This window comes from Bradyrhizobium sp. 197 (genome assembly GCF_023073375.1).
In the GTDB taxonomy this organism is placed as follows: domain Bacteria; phylum Pseudomonadota; class Alphaproteobacteria; order Rhizobiales; family Xanthobacteraceae; genus Bradyrhizobium.
This window is the reverse complement of sequence record NZ_JADPJJ010000004.1, coordinates 100,759-125,472: the sequence shown is the minus strand read 5'-3', so window position 1 is coordinate 125,472 and position 24,714 is coordinate 100,759. Positions and strand designations below refer to the sequence as shown.

24 protein-coding genes are annotated in these 24,714 nt (G+C 64.2%); 15 read left to right on the top strand and 9 right to left on the bottom strand.

Going from position 1 to position 24,714, the window contains the following annotated elements:
• Positions 1-57: 57 nt before the first annotated feature.
• Complete coding sequence (gene mutY, locus IVB27_RS01455) at positions 58-1,158, bottom strand: A/G-specific adenine glycosylase (protein WP_247440807.1); 1,101 nt, start codon at positions 1,156-1,158, stop codon at positions 58-60.
• A 122-nt stretch (positions 1,159-1,280) separates the two neighbouring features.
• Between mutY and IVB27_RS01450 the strand changes: the two genes are divergently transcribed.
• From IVB27_RS01450 to IVB27_RS01410, 9 genes are all read left to right on the top strand, one after another.
• Positions 1,281-1,775 carry a DUF721 domain-containing protein gene (locus tag IVB27_RS01450; protein ID WP_247340360.1) on the top strand — a complete coding sequence of 165 codons (495 nt, stop codon included), beginning with the start codon at positions 1,281-1,283 and terminating at the stop codon, positions 1,773-1,775.
• Between the two features lie 127 nt (positions 1,776-1,902).
• Complete coding sequence (locus IVB27_RS01445) at positions 1,903-2,559, top strand: DsbA family protein (protein WP_247440806.1); 657 nt, start codon at positions 1,903-1,905, stop codon at positions 2,557-2,559.
• Positions 2,560-2,777: 218 nt separating this feature from the next.
• Positions 2,778-6,242 carry a chromosome segregation protein SMC gene (gene smc / locus IVB27_RS01440; RefSeq protein ID WP_247440805.1) on the top strand — a complete coding sequence of 1,155 codons (3,465 nt, stop codon included), beginning with the start codon at positions 2,778-2,780 and terminating at the stop codon, positions 6,240-6,242.
• Positions 6,243-6,321: 79 nt separating this feature from the next.
• Complete coding sequence (locus IVB27_RS01435) at positions 6,322-7,302, top strand: small ribosomal subunit Rsm22 family protein (RefSeq protein WP_247440804.1); 981 nt, start codon at positions 6,322-6,324, stop codon at positions 7,300-7,302.
• Positions 7,303-7,438: 136 nt separating this feature from the next.
• A complete protein-coding gene (locus IVB27_RS01430) occupies positions 7,439-7,999 on the top strand; it encodes a LemA family protein (RefSeq protein WP_247340369.1) in 561 nt (186 codons plus the stop codon).
• 32 nt (positions 8,000-8,031) lie between these two features.
• Entirely contained in the window at positions 8,032-9,252 is a 1,221-nt protein-coding gene (locus tag IVB27_RS01425) for a M48 family metallopeptidase (protein ID WP_247440803.1), read from the top strand.
• Between the two features lie 216 nt (positions 9,253-9,468).
• Positions 9,469-10,221 carry a P-loop NTPase family protein gene (locus tag IVB27_RS01420; RefSeq protein WP_247340374.1) on the top strand — a complete coding sequence of 251 codons (753 nt, stop codon included), beginning with the start codon at positions 9,469-9,471 and terminating at the stop codon, positions 10,219-10,221.
• Between the two features lie 62 nt (positions 10,222-10,283).
• Positions 10,284-10,952, top strand: a complete 669-nt coding sequence (locus IVB27_RS01415; RefSeq protein WP_247440802.1) for a hypothetical protein — start codon at positions 10,284-10,286, stop codon at positions 10,950-10,952.
• Between the two features lie 85 nt (positions 10,953-11,037).
• Positions 11,038-11,370 (top strand): GIY-YIG nuclease family protein, encoded by a 333-nt coding sequence (locus tag IVB27_RS01410; protein WP_247440800.1) that lies wholly within the window; start codon positions 11,038-11,040, stop codon positions 11,368-11,370.
• Positions 11,371-11,395: 25 nt separating this feature from the next.
• Here IVB27_RS01410 and IVB27_RS01405 read toward each other — a convergent pair whose 3' ends face one another.
• The 6 genes from IVB27_RS01405 to petA all read right to left on the bottom strand — a co-directional run bounded on the left by IVB27_RS01405 (position 11,396) and on the right by petA (position 19,111).
• Positions 11,396-11,935 carry an adenine phosphoribosyltransferase gene (locus IVB27_RS01405; RefSeq protein WP_045005226.1) on the bottom strand — a complete coding sequence of 180 codons (540 nt, stop codon included), beginning with the start codon at positions 11,933-11,935 and terminating at the stop codon, positions 11,396-11,398.
• 9 nt (positions 11,936-11,944) lie between these two features.
• Positions 11,945-14,110 carry an anthranilate synthase component I gene (locus IVB27_RS01400; RefSeq protein WP_247340381.1) on the bottom strand — a complete coding sequence of 722 codons (2,166 nt, stop codon included), beginning with the start codon at positions 14,108-14,110 and terminating at the stop codon, positions 11,945-11,947.
• A 249-nt stretch (positions 14,111-14,359) separates the two neighbouring features.
• On the bottom strand, positions 14,360-15,511 hold the full coding sequence (locus IVB27_RS01395) for a DMP19 family protein (protein ID WP_247440798.1): 1,152 nt from the start codon (positions 15,509-15,511) through the stop codon (positions 14,360-14,362).
• A 108-nt stretch (positions 15,512-15,619) separates the two neighbouring features.
• Positions 15,620-16,294 (bottom strand): dienelactone hydrolase family protein, encoded by a 675-nt coding sequence (locus tag IVB27_RS01390; protein ID WP_247440797.1) that lies wholly within the window; start codon positions 16,292-16,294, stop codon positions 15,620-15,622.
• 151 nt (positions 16,295-16,445) lie between these two features.
• Positions 16,446-18,518, bottom strand: coding sequence for a cytochrome b/c1 (gene fbcH / locus IVB27_RS01385; RefSeq protein ID WP_247440795.1), 2,073 nt, complete (start codon positions 18,516-18,518; stop codon positions 16,446-16,448).
• Between the two features lie 62 nt (positions 18,519-18,580).
• Positions 18,581-19,111, bottom strand: coding sequence for a ubiquinol-cytochrome c reductase iron-sulfur subunit (gene petA, locus IVB27_RS01380; RefSeq protein ID WP_007595042.1), 531 nt, complete (start codon positions 19,109-19,111; stop codon positions 18,581-18,583).
• Between the two features lie 279 nt (positions 19,112-19,390).
• Between petA and IVB27_RS01375 the strand changes: the two genes are divergently transcribed.
• From IVB27_RS01375 to IVB27_RS01350, 6 genes are all read left to right on the top strand, one after another.
• Positions 19,391-19,858 (top strand): tRNA (cytidine(34)-2'-O)-methyltransferase, encoded by a 468-nt coding sequence (locus IVB27_RS01375; RefSeq protein WP_247440793.1) that lies wholly within the window; start codon positions 19,391-19,393, stop codon positions 19,856-19,858.
• Between the two features lie 27 nt (positions 19,859-19,885).
• Entirely contained in the window at positions 19,886-20,518 is a 633-nt protein-coding gene (queE, locus tag IVB27_RS01370) for a 7-carboxy-7-deazaguanine synthase (protein ID WP_247440791.1), read from the top strand.
• A gap of 17 nt (positions 20,519-20,535) precedes the next feature.
• Positions 20,536-20,901 carry a 6-pyruvoyl trahydropterin synthase family protein gene (locus IVB27_RS01365; RefSeq protein WP_247440918.1) on the top strand — a complete coding sequence of 122 codons (366 nt, stop codon included), beginning with the start codon at positions 20,536-20,538 and terminating at the stop codon, positions 20,899-20,901.
• Between the two features lie 4 nt (positions 20,902-20,905).
• Positions 20,906-21,805: an oxygen-dependent coproporphyrinogen oxidase gene (hemF, locus tag IVB27_RS01360; protein ID WP_247340400.1), complete on the top strand. Its 900-nt coding sequence runs from the start codon at positions 20,906-20,908 to the stop codon at positions 21,803-21,805.
• Positions 21,796-22,548, top strand: coding sequence for an HAD family hydrolase (locus IVB27_RS01355; protein WP_247440789.1), 753 nt, complete (start codon positions 21,796-21,798; stop codon positions 22,546-22,548). Before hemF ends, IVB27_RS01355 begins: the two co-directional genes overlap by 10 nt.
• 337 nt (positions 22,549-22,885) lie before the next feature.
• On the top strand, positions 22,886-23,089 hold the full coding sequence (locus IVB27_RS01350; RefSeq protein WP_247340403.1) for a YodC family protein: 204 nt from the start codon (positions 22,886-22,888) through the stop codon (positions 23,087-23,089).
• 113 nt (positions 23,090-23,202) lie between these two features.
• Here the strand turns inward: IVB27_RS01350 and IVB27_RS01345 are convergent, their stop codons facing one another.
• Both IVB27_RS01345 and IVB27_RS01340 read right to left on the bottom strand, forming a co-directional pair.
• Entirely contained in the window at positions 23,203-24,276 is a 1,074-nt protein-coding gene (locus IVB27_RS01345) for a TauD/TfdA family dioxygenase (protein ID WP_247440787.1), read from the bottom strand.
• 194 nt (positions 24,277-24,470) lie between these two features.
• A complete protein-coding gene (locus IVB27_RS01340; RefSeq protein ID WP_247440786.1) occupies positions 24,471-24,686 on the bottom strand; it encodes a hypothetical protein in 216 nt (71 codons plus the stop codon).
• Between the last annotated feature and the right edge of the window lie 28 nt (positions 24,687-24,714).

The following is a 24,714-nucleotide window of genomic DNA, read 5'->3' as shown; positions in this document are numbered from 1 at the left end:
GTTACCCTGCGTGAGTAGCCCAGGGTTGCTGACAGCATGGTGTCAGCAGGATGGGTCCTAGCGACCCAATCCATGCGCAATCACCTTGCGCATGACATTGGGCAGCGCTTCGCCGGCCAAGGTCGCAATCGGAACCCAGCGCATCCCCTCGGGCGCGTGCGTGCGGGCCTCGGCCCTGGCCGTGTAGACCACCAGTTCCAGCGGAAAATGCGTGAAGACGTGGGTGACCACGCCGACCTTGCGCTGCCAGCGCGACAACCCCTTCAGCTCCGGCGCCTGCTGCTTCGCCTTGGCATCGTCCTGCCCGGCCAGCCAGTCCGAGCCCGGCACCTCGGTCATGCCGCCGAGCAGGCCCCTTTCGCGACGGCTGCGGACGAGAAGCTCGTCGCCGCGCGTGACGACGAAGGCCGCACCGCGCCGTAGCGCGCCGGTCTTCTTTGGCGCCTTGCGCGGAAACGTTTCCTGCGTTCCCAGCGCGCGCCCCGTGCAGTCCTCGTTCAAGGGGCATAACGAACAAGCCGGCTTTTTCGGCGTGCAGATCGAAGAGCCGAGGTCCATCAGCGCCTGTGCACTGTCTCCCGCGCGAGAATCGGCAAGCAGCGTCGCCGCCAGTTGCTGGATCAGCGGTTTTGCCTGCGGGAGCTCTTCTTCAACTGCAAAGAGCCGCGACACCACCCGCTCGATATTGCCGTCGACCGGCATGGTGCGGCGGTCGAAGGCGATCGCCGCGATCGCGGCCGCCGTGTAAGGCCCGATACCCGGCAGCGCGCGCAAGCCCTCTTCGGTGCCGGGAAAGGTGCCCCCATGCTCGCGCGTCACCGCAACCGCGCAGGCATAAAGGTTTCGCGCGCGCGAGTAATAGCCGAGCCCGGCCCACATCCGCAGCACGTCGTCCTGCGAGGCCCGCCCCAGCGCCGTGACATCAGGCCAGCGCGCGACGAACTTTTCGAAATAGGGCCCGACCGCCTTCACCGTGGTCTGCTGAAGCATGATCTCGGACATCCAGACACGGTAAGGGTCGGACGCCTCCCCGGGCGCGGCGCGCCAGGGCAATCGGCGCCGGTGGCGGTCGTACCAGGCAAGGAGCGCGAGCGGACGCGACGAGGTCTCCGGCTGGACTGGTTCCGATTTCGTCTTGAGGGCAGATTTTGGGCTCATGCTTTCACTGTAACGGCGTCAGGCCGATCTCTCCACGTCATGCCCGCGCTCGTCGCGGGCATCCACGTCTTTCTTCGCAGCGAGGAGCCTATGGGCCACGCCCCGGAGTGCTATAAGGACGCATGTCCAAGCTTCGCCCCATCAAACCCGGTCCCATCAGCGCAAAGCCGCTCGCGGTCCTGCTCAACGACGTCTTTGCCGAGGCCTATGCCAAGCAGGGGTTTGCCGCGCGCGAACTGGTGACGCGGTGGGCGCAGATTGCCGGGCCGGAGATCGCGGCCCATGCCGAGCCGCTGAAGATGCAGTGGCCGCGCCCGGTCGAGGGCCAACCGCAGGAGCCGGCGACGCTGGTGCTGCGAGTTGAAGGGCCTATCGCGCTGGAGATCCAGCACTCCGCCGACGTGATCCTGGAGCGGGTCAACCGCTTCTTCGGCTGGAGCGCGGTCGGCAAGCTGGCCTTCCGCCAGGCCCCGCTCTCGCGCGCCCGGCGGCCGGCCCGCCCCGCCCCGCCGGACGCCAAATCGGTGGCCAAGGTGGCGGAGAGCCTGGGCGACATCGAAGATGAACAGCTCAAGTCGGCGCTGGCCCGGCTCGGGGCCGCCATCAAGCGAAATTGAGCCTCATTCGGCTGCCAATCTGGACCCGTCCTTGTCGCTCGCCATTGCCTCAAACGAGGTTTCAAGCTAGCGACAGGCCGCCCGAACGGGAATTTCGGGCGAGACCACGCCAATCCGGGAGCCGACCTTGATCATCACCCGCCGCGCCTTCACCACGATGCTGTCGCTGACCGGGCTTGCCGCGGTCGCCGGGTTCTCGCCGCTGCGGTTCATCTCCGAAGCAATGGCGCAGGCTGCCACCGATGTGGCGAAGCCGGTGTCGTTGCCCGACATGGCGCTGGGCCCGAAGGACGCCGCCGTCACCATCACCGAATACGCCTCGATGACCTGCCCGCATTGCGCGGCCTTCAACGAGCAGGTGTTCCCCAAGATCAAGTCGGAATACATCGACACCGGCAAGGTGCGTTACATCTTCCGCGAGTTCCCGCTCGACATCAAAGCCGCCGCCGGCTCGATGCTATCACGCTGCATCGCCAATGGCGACGCGTCGAAATACTTCGCAGTCACCGACATGCTGTTCCGCCAGCAGAACGACTGGGTGGTGAAGAACACCACGGAGACCTTGACGCGGATCGGCAAGCAGGCCGGCCTTACCCAGCAGCAGGTCGAGGCCTGCCTGAAGGACCAGGCCCTGCTCGACAAGATCGCCGCCGACCAGAAATACGCCAGCGACGTTCTGAAGGTCGATTCGACGCCGACCTTCTTCATCAACGGTGAGAAGATCAAGGGCGAGATCACGTTCGAGGAATTCGCCAAGAAGATCAATCCGCTGCTGAAGAGCTGATTCTTCGCATACAAAGCCTGATTCGCATCTCGATGGCCGTATCTTTCCCGGCATAAATCCCTTGGGAAAAGCGGCTTTGGCCGGTTGCCCTCGCGGCACACCGCGGCCATTGTCCAGCCGCATGAGGCGCCTCGCGCGACTCGCCCGGATAGCGACATTGCCTTCCATGGTAGTGTCCCGGCAGGGGGATTCGCGCCTGCCAACAGAGATGCGTGCTTATGAAAATCACCCGCCTGCGCCTTCACGGCTTCAAGTCCTTCGTTGAGGCCACCGACTTCGTCATCGAGCCCGGCCTGACCGGCGTGGTCGGCCCCAACGGCTGCGGCAAGTCGAATCTCGTCGAGGCGCTGCGTTGGGCGATGGGCGAGACCTCCTATAAGTCGCTGCGCGCTGCCGACATGGACGCGGTGATCTTCGCCGGCTCCGGCAATCGTCCGGCGCGCAACCACGCCGAAGTGACGATGACGATCGACAATGCCGATCGCACCGCGCCGGCGGCGATGAACGACAGCCAGCTTCTGGAAATTTCCCGCCGCATCGAGCGCGAGGCCGGTTCGGTCTACCGCATCAACGGCCGCGACGTGCGCGCCCGCGACGTGCAGATTCTGTTCGCCGACGCCGCCACCGGCGCGCGCTCGCCGGCCCTGGTCCACCAGGGCAAGATCGGCGAGATCATTCAGGCCAAGCCCGAGCAGCGCCGCCGCGTGCTGGAAGACGCCGCCGGCGTCGCCGGTCTGCATGCCCGCCGCCACGAGGCCGAGCTGCGGCTGAAGGCGGCCGAAACCAACCTCACCCGCGTCGAGGACGTGATCGGCCAGCTCGCAGGGCAAGTGGAAGGCCTGAAGAAGCAGGCTCGCCAGGCCGTGCGCTATCGCGAAGTTGCGGCCAAGGTCCGCAAGGCCGAGGCAACCCTGTTCCATTTGCGCTGGATCGGCGCCCACGCCGACGTCAACGAATCCGGCCAGATCCACGATCTCGCGGTCCGCGAGATGGCGGAGCGTACCCAGCACCAGGCCGAGGCCGCCCGCATCCAGGCGATCCGCGCCTCCGAAATGCCGGCGCTGCGCGATGCCGAAGCGCGCGCGGCAGCCGGGCTGCAGCGCCTGACCAACGCCCGCGAGCTGCTCGACCGCGAGGAAGAGCGCGCCAAGGAGCGCGTCGCCGAGCTCGAGCGCCGTCTCGCACAGTTCGAAGGCGACATCTCGCGCGCCCAGCAGCAGACCATGGACGCCGACGTGGCGCTGCAGCGCCTCGACGCCGAAGACTCCGAGCTGAAGGAAGAGATCAAGTCACGCGTCGAGAAGCGCTCAGGCGTCGACGAGCGCGTCGGCGAAGCCGAGGCGGTGCTGACCGAGACCGAGCACCAGTTCGCCGAGCTCACCACCGCGCTCGCCGACCTCACCGCCAAGCGCCATCAGCTCGAAGCCAACGTTCGCACCCACCGCGACAAGCTCGCCCGGCTCGACCAGGAGATTTCGAACGTCGCGGCGGAAGAGCAGAAGCTCACTGCGGAGACCGGCGGCTTCGGCGATCTCGACGAGTTGACCGCAACGGTCGAGAACGCCGAGCAGACGCTTGCGGCCTCGGAAGCCGCCGCTCAGGACAGCGAAGCCGCCCACGTCGCCGCGCGGCAGACGCTGGAATCCTCGCGCTCGCCGCTCGTCGAAGCCGACAAGCGCGTGCAGCGGCTCGATACCGAAGCGCGCACGATCTCCAAGATCCTCAACGGCGAGACCAAAAATCTGTGGCCGCCGATCATCGACGGCATCACCGTCGACAAGGGTTTTGAAAAGGCGATCGGCGCAGCCCTCGGCGACGATCTCGACGCCCCGGTCGATCCGTCCGCGCCGATGCGCTGGACCAATGCCGGTGTCACCGAGGGCGATCCGGAGTTGCCCGAAGGCGTTGTGCCGCTCGCCAGCCACGTGCAGGCACCGGCCGAGCTGGCCCGCCGCCTGGCGCAGATCGGCGTGGTTCCGCGCGAGCGCGGCGCCGAGCTGGTCTCGCAGCTCAAGACCGGCCAGCGGCTGGTCTCGCCCGAAGGCGACGTCTGGCGCTGGGACGGTTTTGTTGCCGCGGCCCACGCGCCGACCGGCGCCGCGCGGCGGCTTGCCGAGCGCGCCCGCCTCGTCGACATCGAGAACGATCTGGAGCAGGCCCGCATCGACGCGCAGATCAAGCGTCAGGCGCTGGAAGACGCCGAGTCCGAGCTGCAGATGGCCGCCAGCACCGAAGGCGCAAGCCGCGAAGCCTGGCGCGCCGCGCAGCGCGAGCTCAACGTCGCGCGCGAGCGCCACGCCACCACCGAGCGCGAGATCAATCGCCACGCCGCGCGCAAGGCGACGTTGTCGGAAGCGCACAGCCGTCTCGCCGCCGACCGCGCCGAGGCCGAAGCCGCCTACGAATACGCCGAAGCCGGAATCTCCGAGCTGCCGTCGAGCGAGGACACCGAAACCCGTCTCGCCGCCGTCCGCAGCGACATCGAAGGCCATCGCCGCATGGCCGCCCAGGTCCGTGCCGAGGCGCAGGCGCTGGCGCGCGAGGCCGAGCTTGCCGACCGCCGCGTGCAGGCGATCCTCGCCGAACGCACCGAGTGGCAGAACCGCAAGGAGAGCGCGGCCTCCCACATCGACACCATCCAGGCCCGTATCTCCGAAGTCACCATCGAGCGCAGCGATCTCGAGAACGCACCGGCCGTGTTCGCGGAGAAGCGCAGCGCGCTGATCACCGAGATCGAATATGCCGAAAACGACCGCCGCATGGCCGCCGACGCGCTCGCCAGCGCGGAAACCGCGATGGCCGAAACCGATCGCGCCGCGAAGCTGACGCTTGAGGCGCTGTCCAGCTCCCGCGAGGCAACGGCCCGCGCCGAGGAGCGCATGGAAGGCGCGCGGCGCCGGCTCGAGGACATCGAGCGCGAGATCCGCGACATGCTGGAAGTCGAGCCGCAGGCCGTAGCCGGCCTTGCCGAGATCGAACCCGGCGCGGAGCTGCCGCCGCTGCACGACATCGAGGAAGACCTCGAAAAAATGCGCCGCGATCGCGAGCGCCTGGGCGCGGTCAACCTGCGCGCCGAGGAAGAGCTGCGCGAGGTCGAGACCCAGCACAACGGTCTGGTCACCGAGCGCGACGACCTCGTCGAAGCCATCAAGCGGCTGCGCCAGGGCATCCAGAGCCTCAACAAGGAGGCGCGCGAGCGGCTCCTGACCTCGTTCGAGGTCGTCAACAGCCACTTCAAGCGCCTGTTCGTCGAGCTGTTCGGTGGCGGCGAGGCCGCGCTGCATCTGATCGAGAGCGACGACCCGCTGGAAGCCGGCCTCGAAATCATCGCCAAGCCGCCGGGCAAGAAGCCGCAGACGCTGTCGCTGCTCTCGGGCGGTGAGCAGGCGCTGACCGCGATGGCGCTGATCTTCGCGGTGTTCCTCACCAACCCCTCGCCGATCTGCGTGCTGGACGAAGTCGACGCGCCGCTCGACGACCACAACGTCGAGCGCTATTGCAACCTGTTGCACGAGATGACCAGCTCGACCGACACGCGCTTCATCATCATCACCCACAACCCGATCACGATGGCGCGGATGAACCGCCTGTTCGGCGTCACCATGGCCGAGCGCGGCGTCTCGCAACTGGTGTCTGTGAACCTGCAAGAGGCAGTGGACATTCTCGACCAGAACGTTGCGTGAGGCTACGGACGAGCCGCAGCCATTGACGTCATCATCCGCCTTGTGCGCAATTGCGCACTCGGGCAGATGATGACCACGAATGATGATCTCACCCACCCTCCCGGCGGAACTGAAAGCGGCCCTCGACGGCAAGCTCCAGGGCTTTTCGCGCACCGATGCGGCGCGACGATCGTCGCAAATCTCGACCACCTATCGCGCAGGCGGCGGCTCCGGCACCATCAAGTCGGATGCCGATGCGCTCGCCTACGCGCTCGCGCGCATGCCCGCGACCTACGCGACTGTGGCGGCAAGTCTGAATGCGCTGACCGAGATCGCACCGGACCTCGCTCCGGAAACGTTGCTCGACGTCGGCGCAGGCCCGGGCACCGCGAGCTGGGCCGCCGCAGAGGCGTTCTCCTCGCTGCAGGATTTCACCCTGCTCGACGCCAACGGCGCACTGAGCAGGCTGGCGCTCGAACTGGCGCGTGATAGCTCGCGACTTGCGCAGTGCCGCTATCTGCCGGGCGATGCCGGCGCGAACCTCGCCGAGGTCTCGCAAGCCGATCTCGTGGTTGCGAGCTACGTCATCGGCGAGCTCCGTGAGGGCGATCGGCGCAAGCTCGCGGAAACGATGTGGGCGAAAGCGCGCCACGCATTGGTCGTGATCGAACCCGGCACGCCCGCCGGCTATGCGCGCATCCTCGCTTTGCGCCAGCAACTGATCACGGCGGGCGCCTATGTCGCCGCGCCCTGCCCCCACGAAAAGCCGTGTCCGCTCATGGCGCCGGACTGGTGCCATTTCTCCCAGCGCCTGCCGCGCTCTCAGGCGCACCGCCAGATCAAGGGCGCCGACGTGCCGTTCGAGGACGAACGCTTCATTTACGTGGCGCTGACCCGTACGCCGCCCGCTGCACGCGCCGCGCGCGTGCTGGCGCCGCCGGATGTCGGCAAGGCCGAGATCACGGCCAAGCTTTGCACCGAGCAGAGTGTTGAACTTGCCAGGATCCCCCGCCGCGACAAGGCCGCCTATGCAAGCGCCCGGCGCTGGCGCTGGGGTGACGCCGTCATGTCCGAAAGTTAACCTCGTCCGGCGCTTTTGGCTTGAACTCGGATGGTTCCAGATCCGACCAAGTCTTACCTTCTCTCCGCGGCGGGCTCTCGCCGGGCGCTAATTTGGTCTAGGCTGCGCCAGCCTTAATTCCCTTCAGGAGTTCTCCATGTCGACCGGCTGGATCGTTCTCGGCGTCATCGTCGTCCTCGTGCTGTTCGCCTTCAGCGCCTACAACCGTCTGGTGGCGCTGGGCCAGCGCGTCGGCCAGGCCTTTGCCGACATCGACGTGCAGCTCAAGCAGCGCCACGATCTGATCCCGAACCTGGTCGAGACGGTGAAGGGCTATGCATCGCATGAGCGCGGCACGCTCGACGACGTCGTCAAGGCGCGCAATTCGGCGATGTCGGCGCAGGGACCGGCGCAGGTGTCCGCAGCCGAGAACCAGCTCTCCGGCGCGCTCGGCCGGCTGATCGCGCTGTCGGAGGCCTATCCCGACCTCAAGGCCAACGCGAATTTCCAGCAGCTCGCCAGCGAGCTCTCCGACCTCGAGAACAAGATCGCGGCCAGCCGGCGCTTCTTCAACAGCGCGGTCCAGGAATACAACACCGGCATCCAGCAGATGCCCGCCGCCTTGTTCGCCGGCATGTTCGGCTTCACCAAAAAGGACTTCTTCGATCTCGGCGCCAGCCGCACCGAGGTCGAGGCCACGCCGCAGGTGAAGTTCTGAGTTGAGCCGATAGGCCGGCAGGGCATTGCGTCATGGCCGCGTATGGTCTCTACACGCACATCGCCTCGAACAAGTTTCGTTCGATGCTGCTGCTCGCCGGCCTGTTCGCGCTGGTCTATGTGCTGATCTATGCCGGCGCGCTGATCGCCGAAGTCGTCATCAACGGCAATGAGACCGTCGTCTATTATCTGAGCCGCGCCTTCTATGACCTGAAAGTCGCCGCGCCGGTTGCGACCGTCGTGGCAGCGGCCTGGATCGTGATCGCCTATTTCTTCCACCAGTCGATGATCGATGCCGTGACCGGCGGCCACGACGTCACCCGGCAGGAACAGCCGCGGCTCTATAATCTGCTCGAAAACCTCTGTATCTCGCGCGGCATCACGATGCCGAAGCTGAAGATCATGGAGAGCCCGGCGCTGAACGCGTTCGCGACCGGCCTCAACCCGCGGCAATATTCGATCACCGTCACCACCGGTCTCCTCAACGCACTGAACGACAAGGAGATCGAGGCGGTGCTGGGCCACGAGCTGACCCACATCAAGAACGGCGACGTGCAGCTCATGGTGGTCGCCGTCATCATCGCGGGTGTAGTCGGCTTCTTCGGCGAATTGTTCTTCCGCCTGTTCACGAATTTCAGCTGGAGCTCCGGCGGCGGCTCGTGGTCGTCAGGCTCCTCCTCGTCATCGCGATCGTCCTCGTCGTCGAGCGACAGCAAGAGCTCCGGCGGCGGCGCGGTGGTCGTCATCATCATCGCGGTCGTGCTGATCGTGGTGGCATGGCTGTTGTCGCAAGTGGTGAAGCTCGCGCTGTCGCGCTCGCGCGAATATCTCGCCGATGCGGGCTCGGTCGAGCTGACAAAAAACCCGGACGCCATGATCTCGGCGCTGCGCAAGATCGAGAACCGCGGCGAGCTGCCGGGCGCAACCTCGGCGGTGATGGAGCTCTGCGTCGACAATCCGCGCGAGGGCTTTGCAGACCTGTTTGCCACTCACCCATCGGTGCAGTCCCGAGTCGACGCGCTGGTCAAGTTCGCCGGCGGCCACGATCCCGGCCCGCTGCCGCCACCCGGCTATGAGGAGGCAGAACCGGAAGCACAAGCCGGCCAGCAAGGCACGCCACCGCCGCTGCGCCAGGGTCCTTGGGACGATGCAGGCGGCTCGGCCAGTCCACCGCCCGTGCCCGCATCCAGCCCTGCCGGAACCGCAAGCGGCAATCCCTTGGGCAATCCAATGGGTCCTTGGGGCCACCGTTAAACGCGTAATTTGACGCGACGCGCGGAAGGTTTGGTCGCGATTGGGAAAAACCTCGGGAATTGCCGTAACTGCATGCCGAGGAATTGAATTCTCCCTTGTTTCTGCCATGTTCGCGCCCAACAGCAGACTTGGGACATCCTCGGGACATCCTTGGGACATCGATTTGGGGCCCGGCCGATTGCGATCTCGCGATCGGGGGCGCGTTAGGGGACAGCAATGGCAAAGCCGGCAGTGGTTGTGGTGGGCGCGGACAAGGGCGGGGTCGGCAAGACCACGGTGTCGCGCACCCTGCTCGATTATTTTTCCGCCAACAACGTGCCGACGCGCGCCTTCGACACCGAGTCGCCGCGCGGAACCCTGAAGCGCTTCCACCCTGATATCACCGAGATCGTCGACATGACGACGACGTCCGATCAGATGAAGATCTTCGATACGCTCAACGCGACGAGCCCGTCGGTGACCGTGATCGACGTCCGCGCCGGCCTGCTCTCGCCGGCGCTGGCCTCGCTGCGCGACATCGGTTTCCTCGACGCCGCCAAGGCCGGCCAGATCACCTTCGCAGTGTTCCACATCCTCGGACCCTCGATCGCCTCACTGGATGAGATCGCCGAGACAGCCGGCTTCATGACCGGCGCAAAGTATTTCCTGGTGAAGAACTTCATCAACGACACGCAGTTCTTCCAATGGGACCAGGCGACCTACAATTCATACTTCCACCGCATCAAGGATGCGACCGAGCTGACCATCCCAAAACTCAACGAAATGGCCTATGAGCAGGTCGAGGTGTCCTCGGTCCCGTTCCTCAAATTCGTCGCCAACAAGGGCATCAACGACGAGGCCGCGAACTATTCGTTCGTGCTCCGCGGCTATGTCCGGCATTGGCTGGCGAACGTCTGGAGCGAATTCGACCGGATCCGATTGACCGACATCGTCGGCTCCAAGCCCGCCGCCCGCAACAGCGAAAAATAGTTGCGGACCCCGGGCGGATACGGCTGGATTGGGCGGTGAGTTCGCTCAGATAATAGTTCGTGATGCCAGCAACGCCCCTCTACATCATTTGCTCGCCCCGCCCGCAGGTCGGAAAGACCTTGCTGGCGCGGCTTTTGAGTGAATTTTTGCTGCTCAAGAACGGCAACGTCGCGGCCTTCGACGTCAACCTGAAGGAGCCGTCGCTGCTCGACTATCTGCCAAAGATCACGGAGACCGCCGACGTGATCGACACCTATGGCAAGATGCAGCTGATGGATCGCGTCATCGTCGATGACGGGCTTGCCAAGGTGATCGACCTCGGCTTCCACGCCTTTGACGAGTTCTTCAAGATGGCCGACGAGATCGGCCTGTTGAAAGAGGCCGCGCGCCGCCACGTCGCGCCGATCATCTTGTTCGTCGCCGACACCGACCGCGCCTCGGCCCGCGCCTACGAAATGTTGCGCGAACAGATCCCGCGGATGAACCTGATCACGGTGGACAACGAGCACATCGTGCGCGGCGAGCTGCCGGCCGCGATGGCTGCCGGTCGGGTGTTCCGCCTGCCCGCGCTGCCCGGCTTCCTGAAAACCTATGTCGGCCGGCTGAACTTCTCCTTCACCGGGTATCTGCGCCAGGAGAAGGATGCCTCGACCGAGCTGCACCAGTGGACCCGGCGCAATTACCTCGCCTTCCGCGAGCTTGAGCTCAGCCTGATCCTGCAGCGGTCTTGAATATTTTACCCGGATAATATTGACTTGCGGCGGACCCGCCGCTACTGAGTTTGCGCACCCGCGTTCCTCAGCAAGGCCCCTCACCGTGACCATCGACCGGAAAGCCGCCATCGCCGCTTACAGGGAGCGGAAGACCGTCGCAGGCATCTACGTCGTCCGCTGCGCGGCGTCGGGCGAGACATGGGTCGGACAGGCCCCGAACCTCGAGACAATCCAGAACCGCATCTGGTTCTCGCTGCGCCACGGCAGCCACCCCTGCCGCAGCCTCCAGGCTGCGTGGACCACGCATGGCGAGGCCGGCCTGACATTTGGCGAATGCGAGCGTCTGGAGGACGAGGCGAGCGCCTATGTCAGGAATGCGCTGCTCAAAGAGCGCATGCTGCACTGGCTGTCGGAGCTAAAGGCCGAGGCGATCTGAACGTCGCCAGCGGCGCCGTTGCCGCTCAGTGCCCCTCGAACGTCATCAGCGTGCGCACGGGCACATCCATCGCGCGCAGCTTGGCGGCACCGCCGAGCTCGGGCAGGTCGATGATGAAGCAGGCGGCCACCACATTGGCGCCGATCTGCCGCAGCAGCTTCACCGCGCCTTCCGCGGTGCCGCCGGTGGCAATGAGATCGTCGACCAGGATGACGCGCTCGCCGGGCTGGATGGCGTCGACATGCATCTCCATCTCGTCGATGCCGTATTCGAGGGAGTAAGCGATGCGCACGGTGGTGTGCGGCAGCTTGCCTTTCTTGCGGATCGGCACGAACCCGGCGGACACCTGATGCGCCACCGCGCCGCCGATGATGAAGCCGCGCGCCTCCATGCCGGCGACCTTGTCGATTTTGTTGCCGGCCCAGGGATTGACGAGTTCGTCAACCGCACGGCGGAACGCGCGCGCATCTGCGAGCAGCGTGGTGATGTCGCGGAACATGATCCCCGGCTTTGGATAGTCCGGGATGGTGCGAACGCTCGCCTTCAGATCGTGGTCGAAATTCATTGGTGCCTCTCAATCAACGCGCGCTTCCAGCCGGAACGCATTCTCGACAATTCGTAATCCCACCTCGCCGCTGAGCGACATCAGCGATTCCGGATGGAATTGCACGCCGGCGACCGGCAGGGTCTTGTGCTCCAGCGCCATGGCCACGCCGTCCTCGGTGCTGGCGGTGACATCGAGAACTTCGGGCATGCTGTCGCGCTCGACATAAAGCGAGTGATAGCGGCCGATGACGATCTCATTCGGCAGATTGCGCATCAACCTCCCGCCGCGCACCTGCACCCGCGAGGGCCGGCCGTGGGCGGGATGCGTGAGCTGCCCGAGTTCGCCGCCGAAATACTCGCCGATCGCCTGGACGCCGAGGCAGACGCCGAACACCGGCAGCTTGTTGTCCAGCGCCGCGTCGATGGTCTTCTTGATCCCGAAATCCTCAGGCCTGCCGGGGCCGGGCGACAGCACCAGCAAATCCCACCTCTTCTGCCTGAGCATGTCGAGCGCATGCACATGGCGGACCACGGTGACGTCAGCCCCGACCTGGCGGAAATAGTCGGCCAGCATATGGACGAAGCTGTCGTCGTGGTCGATCAGCAGCACCCGCTTGCCCGAACCGGTGGCATCGGGCGCAAAGGCCGACAGCGGCTTCGGCGGATCGCCGCGCAGCGCCTGGAACAAGGCGGCAGCCTTGACCTGGCATTCGCGATCTTCGGCGGCGGGATCGGAGTCGAACAAACAGGTCGCCCCGACACGCACCTCCGCGAGGCCTTCCTTCATCCGGATGGTACGGATGGTGAGGCCGGTGTTGATACTGCCGTCGAAATTCACCGCGCCGATGGCGCCGGCATACCAGCGCCGTGGCGAGCGCTCGTGATCCTCGACGAACTGCATCGCCCAGAGCTTTGGTGCGCCGGTGACGGTGACGGCCCAGGCGTGGGTGAGGAACGCATCGAGCGCATCGAAGCCGGGGCGCAGCATGCCCTCAACATGGTCCACGGTGTGAAACAGCTTCGAGTAGGTCTCGATCTGCCGGCGTGCCAGCACCTTGATCGTGCCGGGAACGCAGACGCGCGCCTTGTCGTTGCGATCGACGTCGGTGCACATGTTGAGCTCGAACTCGTCCTTCTCCGAGTTCAGGAGCTGGCGGATCTGCTCGGCGTCGCCGATCGCGTCGGTGCCGCGCGCGATCGTGCCCGAGATCGGGCAGGTCTCGACCCGGCGTCCGTCCGAGCGCACGAACATTTCGGGCGAGGCAGAAACGAGAAACTCGCCCTCGCCAAGATTCATCAGCGCGCCATAGGGCGACGGATTGATGACGCAGAGCCGCTGGAACACTTCCGCCGGCGAGCGGTCGCAAGGCTCGGCGAACAGCTGGCCAGGTACGGCTTCGAAGAGATCGCCGCGCGCGAAGGCCGCGCGCGCGGTTTCCACCGTGGCCTGATATTCGCCGGGCGCGTGATCCGCAAAACCCTGGCGCGACGTCTTGAGGTACGGGCTCTCGGCGGTCTCGTGCGGCAGGCCCGCGGTGGACTTGCCCTTCCACGCGAAATCGTAAGTGAGCACGACGCCGCGGCCGGTGGCGCGGTCATAGGCCAGCAGGCGGTCCGGGACGTAGAGCACGATGTCGCGCTGATCGCTCTCTCGCGCGCGCTTCTGCACGAGATCCTCGATCTGGAAGACGAGGTCGTAGGCGAAGGCGCCGAACAGGCCGAGCAACCCGTCGTCGTTGGCGGAGAAGGCGGCGACGAGATCGCGCACCAGCGACATCACGCTGGCACGCCGCGTGCGCTGGTCTTCGTCGATCGGCGCTTCGCCGCGGACGATATGACCGGCAAGGCGCGTGGACGTCTTCTCGGAGATCACGACGCAGGGCTCGCGCAAGACGTCGGCGACGAAGGCGATCAGCACCTGCCCGCGCTCGTTCAATGCTTCCAGATTGAAATTGAAACCTGTTGTCTCGAGCTTGAGCGGCGGATCGGAGAAGCCGAGGTCGAAACTCTCGTAGCGGCCGGGCACGGTCGTGCCCGAGGACAGCACCACGCCGCGGCGACGGTCGAGCAGGTTGACGAGATCGTCGAGCCGGTTGGCGCCGCCGGTGAACTGCTCGGCCACGCGCGTGATCGCAAGCCCCGCGCGGGTCACATAGTCGCTTCGAGCCGGGAGGGCAAAGACGGTCCTGTTCATGTCGTCCTCTTACGAAACTTGCCGAGGGAACGCCACACAGGACAAACGATCAGGCCGCCGCACTGCGTGGGCGACCTCAGACGATTTTGGGAGAATAAATCGCACCGGCCACCTCTTAGGAGGTGCGCCACCAAAGACGGGATGGGCGGACGGCGGTGCTCATAGAGCGGATACTCATCATGGCGCGGGGACGGCGTCAAGAGCGGCTGGGCCGGCCCGACCGGCAAAATGGCGCAAACGCAACGAGGGTTATGGCCGGTCTTGCAGGCTGTCGCGCCCAACGGCCGCGTCTGCGGCGTGACGCTCGACTTCGTCTCGCATTACCGTGAGCACGAGCTCGCCGTCAGATCCGATGACCTGGGCGCGGTCGCCAAAGGTTTCGACCAAAACGCTGGTCTCTCCTGTGACCGCACACCAACTGGCTCGATCGTCGCTCACGCTCAAGGCCGTGATCGCCGCGGTGGGACCCAGACTTAACTTCCGCAACAGCAGGTCGATCGCTTCGGCCGCAAAGTTTTGCTCGGCAATTCTCAAGAAATTCTGGATCGTGTCAGTCCCCACAGTCGACAGCCGCGCGCCCACTATCATAGGGCGCGTGGCAAGTTCATAAAGTCGTCCACCCGCCTCGTCAAAGACACATAGCCGCGAGCCCTTGTTGGTCCTTACGCCGAACGCCGTGCATTGCTGCCCCTCCACATCCGTGTCGAATCCTGGAAGCACCATGACCTTGAGCTCCGGGTCAGGCCTCACCGCTCCGCAGGCCGCGGCGACCGTGATCTGCAAGTCGTCAGTCATCTGGAAATGGATGTGGCGAACGCTTCGCCAGATCCGGCGGTGGGACAGATGTGGGTTAAGCTGCGCAAGCCGCTCGATTTCGGAAGAATATTGCTCCTGCGCGACGGCGTGCAATTCGGGCCAGCTTGCGATCCATCGGGCCGCTAGTTGGGTCATTGGTTGCTGCCGTTCTGCCGCAAAGAAGCGCCTATCAAGCGCGCTGAGCGCCGCGGCGCGGTTTTCGAATCCGGTCTGCAGCGCAGCCTCGCCGGGATGTGCCTCTACCCAGGTGATCATCTCCTGCAAGATCTGGTGTTGCGCACTCGCACCCATGGCCTTCAGTCCAGCGAGTGCATCGCCGGATGTCGTCGGAAGCATCTCGACGCCCGTGTTACCGATGAACTGACTGTGACCGCCGTTGTCGACCTGAGCGAGATAGTAATCGGCGTGATACGCTTGCGTGGCCACAGCGGGCAGTTCACGTCCCGAGTAGACGCCGACGCGCTGAATTTCGTTGACGTAGTCGACCACAGCGCCGGTTAGATATTCAGCCTTCTCGGCGTCCCGAGCCGCTTCCAGCGCCGTGCGAGGCACGACAACCGTTGTCAAACGGCCATCCACAATCATGGCCCACCTCCGCCGTCGCATAGCGAATAGCCACGCAACTGCAGCCTATGATTGCACGGAATCATTTTCAATAGTCAAGCAGCGAGAGCGTTGATCGACCAGCGCGCCCTACCCCAGATGCCTCTTGAAAAACTCCGTCGCCCTGCCCCAGGCGAGTTCGGCGGCTTCGCGGTCGTGCACGGCCTGGCGCTGCTCGTTGACGAAGGCGTGCTCGGCGTCATAGCGGAACAGCTCCAGCGACTTGCCGGCCGCTTTCATGCCCTTTTCGAAGGCATCCACGACCTGCGGCGTGCACCAATCGTCCTTGTTGGCGAAATGGGCCTGGAGCGGGATCTTGACGTCGGCAGGCTTGGCAGCCTGCTCCGGCGGAATGCCGTAGAACACCACGCCGGCCGCAAGCTCCGGGATCTTGGTCGCACCAATGATGGTCACCGCACCGCCGAGGCAGAAGCCTGTCAGCCCCACCTTGGCCCCATTGCGCGACAGATATTGCGTGGCGCCGCGCACGGTCTGCGTGGTGGCGTCCATGAAATCGAGCGAGTTCATCTCTTTGCCGGCGGCGTCCGTGTCGTGATACGGCACCACCTTGCCCTTGTAGAGATCGGGCGCGAGCGCGTCGAAACCGGCCAGCGCAAAGCGATCGCACAGGCCCTTGATCTGGTCCGACAGGCCCCACCATTCCTGGATCACGACCACGCCCGGCGCGTTGCCGCGCGCGGTGTTGGCGAGATAGCCCGATCCGTCCTTGCCGTCCGGGCGCTTGAAGGTGATGGCGGTTCCCATGGTGTCCTCCGATGGGTTTCTGGGGAGCGGTTGGCGGTACTTTGGCCGCTAGGAGCGCGATAGGCAATCGCGCCTGACAACACACGCTCGTGTGCAACAAAAAAGCCCCCTCGCGGGGGGCTTCTTAAATTCTCGTTTCGCCTCGAACCGCTCAGTGCGAGTCGGCCCAGACCTTCTTCTTGGTGAAGTACATCAGGAACGCGAAGATAATCAGGAACACGAACACCTGCAAACCGAGGCGCTTGCGCGCCTCCATGTGCGGCTCCGCGGTCCACATCAGGAACGTGGTGACGTCCTTGGCATACTGCGCGACCGTGGTCGGCGAGCCGTCGTCATAGGTCACCTGGCCGTCGCTGAGCGGCTTCGGCATCTTGATGGCGTGGCCCGGGAAGTACTTGTTGTAGTAGGAGCCCTCCGGGATGGTCACGCCTTCCGGCACCTTGTCCTCAAAGCCCTGCAGCACTGCCGCGACGTAATCCGGGCCCTGCTCCTGGTACTGGGTGAAGAAGTCGACGACGAACATCGGGAAGCCGCGCCCATAGGAACGCGCCTTCGTGATCAACGACAGATCCGGCGGCGCGGCGCCGCCGTTCGCCGCACGTGCGGCCTGCTCGTTTGGAAACGGCGAGGGGAAATAGTCCGCGGCCCGGCCCGGGCGCTCGAACATGTCGCCCTGATCGTTCGGACCGTCCTTGACCTTGTAGTCGGAGGCGAAGGCTGCCACCTGCGCGGTCGAATAGCCGGGGCCGCCGGGATCTCCGAGATTGCGGAAGGCGATGAAGGACAGGCTGTGGCAGTTGGCGCAGACTTCCTTGTAGACTTTCAGACCGCGTTGGAGCGCGCCGCGGTCATACTTGCCGATAGGGCCCGCAAAGGACCAGTTGTTGCCCGGCGGCCTGGTGCCGCCTTCCTCGGCGCGGGCGCTGTCGACTGAGCCCGCAAACAACGCGCCCGCCAGCGCAAGAGCGATCACGGTCGACACCATCGGCGTCGCCTTGCTGCCGGTCTTTGCAAGAACCGCCTCTGCGATCGAATTCGGCACCGGACGCGGCGTCTCGATGCGCGAGAGCAGCGGCAGCACGATCAGGAAGTAGGCGAAGTAGCAGAACGTCAGGACCCGGCCGGCGATCACGTAGATGCCTTCCGGCGGCTGCGCGCCGAGATAGCCGAGCAGGATGCAGACCGCGACGAAGATCCAGAAGAACTGCTTGGCCAGCGGACGGTACTTCGACGACTTCGTCCTGGCGGCGTCGAGCCAGGGCAGGAAGCACAGGATGATGATCGCCGAGAACATCCCGATCACGCCCGCGAGCTTGTTCGGGATCGAGCGCAGGATCGCGTAGAACGGCAGGTAATACCATTCCGGCACGATGTGCGGTGGTGTCACGCCCGGGTTCGCCGGAATGTAGTTGTCGGCGTCGCCGAGATAGTTCGGCATGTAGAAGATGAACCAGGCATAGAGCAGCATGAAGCAGGCGACGCCGAAGCCGTCCTTGATGGTGGCGTGCGGCGTAAACGGAACCGTGTCCTTTTCCGTCTTCGGCTCGACGCCGTCAGGATTGTTCTGGCCGGCGACGTGCAGCGCCCAGACGTGGAGCACGACGACGCCCGCGATCAGGAACGGCAGCAGATAGTGCAGCGAGAAGAAGCGGTTCAGCGTCGGGTTGCCGACCGAATAGCCGCCCCACAGCAGCGTCACGATGCTCTCGCCGACATAGGGAATGGCGGAGAACAGATTGGTGATGACGGTGGCGCCCCAGAAGCTCATCTGGCCCCAGGGGAGCACGTAGCCCATGAAACCGGTCGCCATCATCAGGAGGTAGATGATGACGCCGAGGATCCAGAGCACTTCGCGCGGCTCCTTGTAGGAGCCGTAATAGAGGCCGCGCAGCATGTGGACGTAGACAGCGACGAAGAACATGGAGGCGCCGACGGCGTGCATGTTGCGCAGCAGCCAGCCGTAATTGACGTCACGGACCAATAGCTCGACCGACTTGAAGGCGAGATCGGCATGCGGCGTGTAGTGCATCGCCAGGATCACGCCGGTCAGGATCTGGATCCCCAACATGAAGGAGAGGATGGCGCCGAAGGTCCACCAGTAGTTCAGGTTGCGCGGGGTGGGATAGACAACGAAGGACGAGTGGACGAGGCCCATGATCGGCAGACGTCGCTCGATCCATTGCAGGGCCGGATTGCTCGGCTGGTAGTCGGATGGTCCGCTCATGATGCGATCCTGAGGAAATATAACGACGAGACGGCGCGAAGCTTCGGACGCGGGTCCGAAGCTCAGCCGATCTGGATTTTGGTGTCGGAAACGAACTGGTACGGCGGCACGGGCAGGTTCGCGGGCGCGGGCCCCTGGCGGATGCGGCCGGACGAATCGTACTGCGAACCATGGCAGGGGCAGAAGAACCCGTCGTAATTGCCTTCATGTGCGATCGGGATGCAGCCGAGATGGGTGCAGATGCCGATCACAACCAGCCACTGGTCGTGGCCGGACTTGACCCGGGCCTCGTCGGACTGCGGATCGGGCAGGCTCGCCACATTGACGGCGCGCGCCTCGTCGATCTGTTTCTTGGTGCGGTGGCTGATATAGATCGGCTTGCCGCGCCAGAACACCTTGATGTCCTGCCCCTCGGCGACCGGGCTGAGATCGACCTCGATCGGCGCACCGGCGGCGATGGTCGACGCATCAGGATTCATCTGGGAGATAAAGGGCCAGAGCGCGGCTGCGCCCCCTACTGCTGCGGCTGCCCCCGTTGCAACGAATAAGAAATCACGGCGTGTCGGATGGTCCGCCGAAGACGCTGTCGTCACGATTCCAACCCTTTCTTCTTATTCTGCCGGCGGAACCGCTCCAGAGGGCCCCAAGGTCCCCAGAACAGCCTGCTAGCGCCCGCGGCCCCCCCGCGGCGGCAGAACTTCACGTGTCCCCACCAAAACAAGGCGAAAACAGCAGTCCAGAATCGTTCTATTGGCACCCTTGCCGGGCGAGCGCAAGCCCGCTATCGGCGCGGGAGCGTGCAATGCACGAATTCCGCGGCCAGCGATGTTTTATTGAGACATTTCCGGCCCGCACCGAACCCGGCACAGCCCATGCAGATAGCGCTTTTCCAACCCGACATCCCCCAGAACACCGGCACGATTCTCAGGCTCTGCGCCTGTCTGGGCGTGGCCGCCCATATCATCGAACCGGCAGGCTTTCCCGTCTCCGACCGGCATTTCCGCCGGGCGGGAATGGATTACCTCGATCAGGTCAGCATCACCCGTCACGACTCCTGGTCGAAATTCGAGCAATGGCGCGCGGCGCAAGGCGCTCGCCTGCTGCTGTTCACCACAAAAGGGGCCACCGACTACCGCGATTTCCGTTACCAGACGACGGACATCCTGCTATTCGGGCGCGAGAGCGCCGGCGTCACCGACGCGGTGGTCGAGGCCGCGGACGCGCGGCTGGTGATTCCGATCACGGCGGGGCTACGGTCGCTCAATGTCGCCATGACCGCGGCGATGGCCGCAGGCGAAGCGCTGCGGCAGATCCGGAACCCCGAGGCCTCACAGGATTGAAGGGCCCATAGGATTGAGGAGAGACGGTTGAGTTACGCGGTCAAGGAAATCTTCCTGACTCTGCAAGGCGAAGGCGCACATGCCGGACGCGCGTCCGTATTTTGCCGTTTTGCGGGCTGCAACCTCTGGAGCGGGCGAGAGGCCGACCGCGCGGGCGCCACCTGCAAATTCTGCGACACGGACTTCGTCGGCACCGACGGCACGCTGGGCGGGCGCTACGCCTCGGCCGCGGAACTGGTCGGCACCATCGCCGCGCAATGGACAGCCTCTACCGACAACCGTTACGTGGTGCTCACCGGCGGCGAGCCGCTGCTCCAGGTCGATGCCGCACTGGTCGATGCGCTCCACGCAAGCGGCTTCGAGATCGGCGTCGAGACCAACGGGACGGTCGCCCCGCCCGAGGGACTCGACTGGATCTGCGTCAGCCCGAAGGGCGGCAGCGACCTGGTGGTCCGGCGCGGCCACGAGCTGAAGCTGGTCTATCCGCAGCCACTCGCCGCACCGGAGGCCTTCGCAGGCCTCGCCTTCGAGCGCTTCTCGCTGCAGCCGATGGACGGGCCCAAGGTCGCCGAAAACACCGCGCGCGCGATCGACTATTGCCTCAATCATCCGCAATGGCGGCTCAGCGTGCAGACGCACAAGTCGCTCGGTATCAGATAGGATTGGTTTTCGAACAGATGTGGGAATTGACGAAATCGTTTCGCTTCGAGGCGGCGCACTCATTGTCGGGAACGACGTTCGGCGCGGCCAGCGAAGAGATCCACGGCCACTCCTTTCGCGCCGAGGTGACGGTGCGCGGCACGCCGGACCCTGCGACCGGTATGGTGGTCGATCTCGGCCTCCTTCAGCGCGCCATCGAGGACGTGCGCGTGATGCTGGACCACAAGTTCCTCAACAAGGTCGAGGGGCTGGGAGCACCGACGCTGGAAAACCTCTCGCTCTTCGTCTGGGACCGGCTGGCGCATATCGGCAAGCTGACCCGCGTCAGCATCCATCGCGACAGTTGCAGCGAGAGCTGCACCTATTACGGTCCGCAGGGCTGAAAGAATGACATCCACATTGGACCCGAGCTTGATCGAAGACCGCAAGACGCGCGCCCGCGTCTGGTTCGAAGCTTTGCGCGACGACATCTGTGCGAGCTTCGAGCGGCTGGAAGACGACGCGCCGCAAAACCTTTATCCGGGCGAGCCCGGCCGCTTCAAACGCACGCCCTGGCAGCGCACCGATCATACCGGCGCGGCCGGCGGCGGCGGCGTGATGTCGATGATGTCCGGCCGCCTGTTCGAGAAGGTCGGCGTGCATTGCTCGACCGTGCACGGCGAATTCGCGCCGGAGTTTCGCGCGCAAATTCCGGGCGCGGCGGACGACCCGAAGTTCTGGGCCTCCGGCATCTCGCTGATCGCCCATCTGCGCAATCCGCACGTGCCGGCGGTGCACATGAACACGCGCTTTGTCGTCACCACAAAAGCCTGGTTCGGCGGCGGCGCCGATCTGACGCCGGTGCTCGAGCGCCGGCGGACGCAGGACGACGCCGACACCATCGCCTTCCACGCCGCGATGAAACAGGCCTGCACGCAGCCGAACGGCATCGCCGATTACGACAAGTACAAGAAGTGGTGCGACGAGTATTTCCACCTGCCGCATCGGAAAGAAGCCCGCGGCATCGGCGGCATCTTCTACGACTGGCACGACAGCGGCGACTGGGACGCCGACCTCGCCTTCACCGCGGATGTCGGCCGCGCCTTCCTGAAGATCTATCCTGAGATCGTGCGGCGCAATTTCGCGACCGCCTGGACGGCCGAGGATCGCGAGGAGCAATTGATCCGGCGCGGCCGCTATGTCGAATTCAATCTGCTCTACGATCGCGGCACCATCTTCGGGCTCAGGACCGGTGGCAATGTCGATTCGATCCTGTCGTCGCTGCCGCCGGAGGTGAAATGGCCATGACTCCGATGAAGCCCGCAATCAGGCCGCTGCCGCGCGCCATGCTGATCGACATGGACGACACCATCCTGTCGGCCTATGGCCGGCCCGAGATCGCCTGGAACACGATCGCGAACGAGTTTGCCGAAGAGCTCGCGCCGCTGCCGCCACAGCAGGTCGCAACCACGGTGCTCGCTTTCGCGAAAAACTTCTGGGCCAATGGGGACGCCTCGTGGCGGCTCAGGCTTGCCGAAGCTCGTCACCTCACCGTCAAGGGCGGTTTTGCCGCGCTCGCCGCCGCCGGCTACCGCGCCCTGCCCGACGACCTCGCCATTCGCCTCGCCGACCGCTTCACCACCTATCGCGAGGAGGAGATGTTCGTCTTCCCCGGCGCGCATGAGGCCATCGACAAATTGAAAGCGCTCGGCATCAAGCTCGCGCTGGTGACCAACGGCGCCGCCGACACCCAGCGCGCCAAGGTCGAGCGCTTCGAGCTGGCGCACCGCTTCCACCACATCCAGATCGAAGGCGAGCACGGTTTTGGCAAGCCCGAGGAGCGCGCCTACCTGCACGCGATGGACACGCTCGGCGTTACCGCAAAAGATACCTGGATGATCGGCGACAATCTGGAATGGGAAGTGGTGACTCCGCAGCGTCTCGGCATCTATTCGATCTGGATCGACGTGCATGGCGACGGCCTGCCTGAAGGGTCGCCCGTCAAGCCTGACCGCATCATCCGCTCGCTCGGCGAACTTTTGCCGGGATGATCAAGGCCGCGAAAACAAAAAACATCGAAAACAACCCCATGCACAGTAGCCGACCGCTGTAAAACCAATGACTTACGGATTTAACGAAACTCTTTGACTCGTCGGGCAAAACACGGGCATGGTGGCATCATCGCCGCGCCCAGGACCGAAGAGCCCTTGCGTGCCCATCGAGCGATCCCCCACTCGAACCTCCGTCATCGACGTTTCAGTCTGCGCGGCGGACACGCGCAGCCGTAGCGCATCCGCGGACCCGCAGCCGTGATCGGCATGTCATGACGGCTTGCTAACTCTTCTCTCGTCAATCAACTCTCTGTCAATCAACCTGAAAGGACCATCCATGGAACTGAAAGTCGGCGATATCGTAATGCTGAAATCCGGCGGGCAGCCGCTCACCGTTGCGGAAGTGAAGGGCGACGACGTGCTCTGCCTCTGGATGGGCGCGGAAGGCGACCTGTTCCGCGAGACGCTGCCGCTGGCCGTGCTCGAACAGCTGGAAGAATTGGACGAGGACGAGGATGACGAGGACGAAGACGAGGAGTAGGCAGGCCTGAGACCGCGTCCTCGTTAGGTCGGAGTGCTCGGCTCCGCCGCACGTGATGTCCGCTTCTATGCCAACAACGGCGCAAGAGCGGACATCGCTGGATGCTTCGAACGTCAATCCAACGGAACGTTCAGACTGGTACCTTTGGTGATAATGCCGCCACGGTTGCCAATCTCAATCGAACCATAGCGCTGCTTGAAACAATCGGGCAGCGGCCGGTCGCCTTCCATGCTGAGCCAAAGCCGCAACAAATGACGCTTTTGGTTTGCAATGGGCCAATCACGGAATCCGGTCCGATCATGCAACAAAGCATGATTGTAAACGAACTGCATGTCACCCGGCTGAAGCCGCATGCCGAAATGCAGAGTGGGGCTGTTTGCGAGCGCGTCAAAGAGATCGAGTGCCTCGACGTGAGCGGGCGTCAGTCTCGGCGCATCGGGAAAGCGCTGCGCACTGTCGATATACTGGCGCTGATAGAACCCGGTCAGGAACCCCGCATCCCAATTCAGCACCGGGATTTCAAGATATGGCTTTTCGTTCTCCGGCACCTCGCCTCGCCGGTCTGTCGCGATCGGATCAAACAAGAGAGCGGCAAGGTCGGGACGTCTGTCAAACATCTCGTTGTAGATTGTCGTCGTGCTGACAAGGAGAGAATCCCCTCCCTCCATCGCCTCGCGAATGCATAACAATCCGACCACGTCGGACGAATCCGTGTGGAATGTCTGACGTTCCGAAGTCTGATAAATTCGAGTGTTCGGATCCTTCGCATCGGCTCCTGTGTCACGGACGTGACCGAGAATGTGACCCGCTGCATTCTGAGACCGCGCCGATCCAAGATGCGCGCCCACCCCGCAAAATATCGTAGCGGCAAACTTCTGGCTATATTTTGCCACCGGGAGGCCGCGTATGACTTCGAATCCCAAGCCGACCAACAGCTTCTTCTTGAGATCTTCCAGGTGCGCGCCGAGATGAGGAAGCGGAAAGCTTTCCTTCGTGATCTCTGCGATTTCTTTGCTTCTGCCGAGATATGTTTCAGCTGCGTTCTCGAGCTCGGCGATCTCGCCGGCAGAGAGCGATATCAACCATCGATCAGGATTGGCCTTCATCTCAGCGCCTTGCCAGGCAGACGGGATATCGACCCTCCCTGGAGGACGATTGATCCCGCTGGGCACTGAGACCACATTCATAGTGTTGGCTCCTGAGAAGATTGGACGTCAGAAATTGGGGGGACCACCGACGATATTGTGCCGATCGCTTCTTTGCAACTTGGCTGAAGCGCAGCCGTGAGCCGAGTGCACTGTCGCCGTGATATCTCCTGATGTCCGCCTCTCTGCCAACAACGGCGCACTCGCGGACATCGCTGGATGTCGCGAAAGGGCCACTAGCGGTAATCAGAATTGGTGTCCGGCGGCTCTTGATTACGCTCGTCGGCCAATCGTTGCCGCCCACGACGGAAGGCTCGGATACATTCGAACCCGATATAGCTGAGCATCGCAAGGACGAGGAAAGCAGGGACGAATTTGCCGGGATCACGAGCAAGTTCGTGGGTGAACACAAGGAAAGTGAAATAGATCGCAAACCAAGTGTCATGTGTCATGCTGCATTCGCTCGGCAATGGTCAGCGC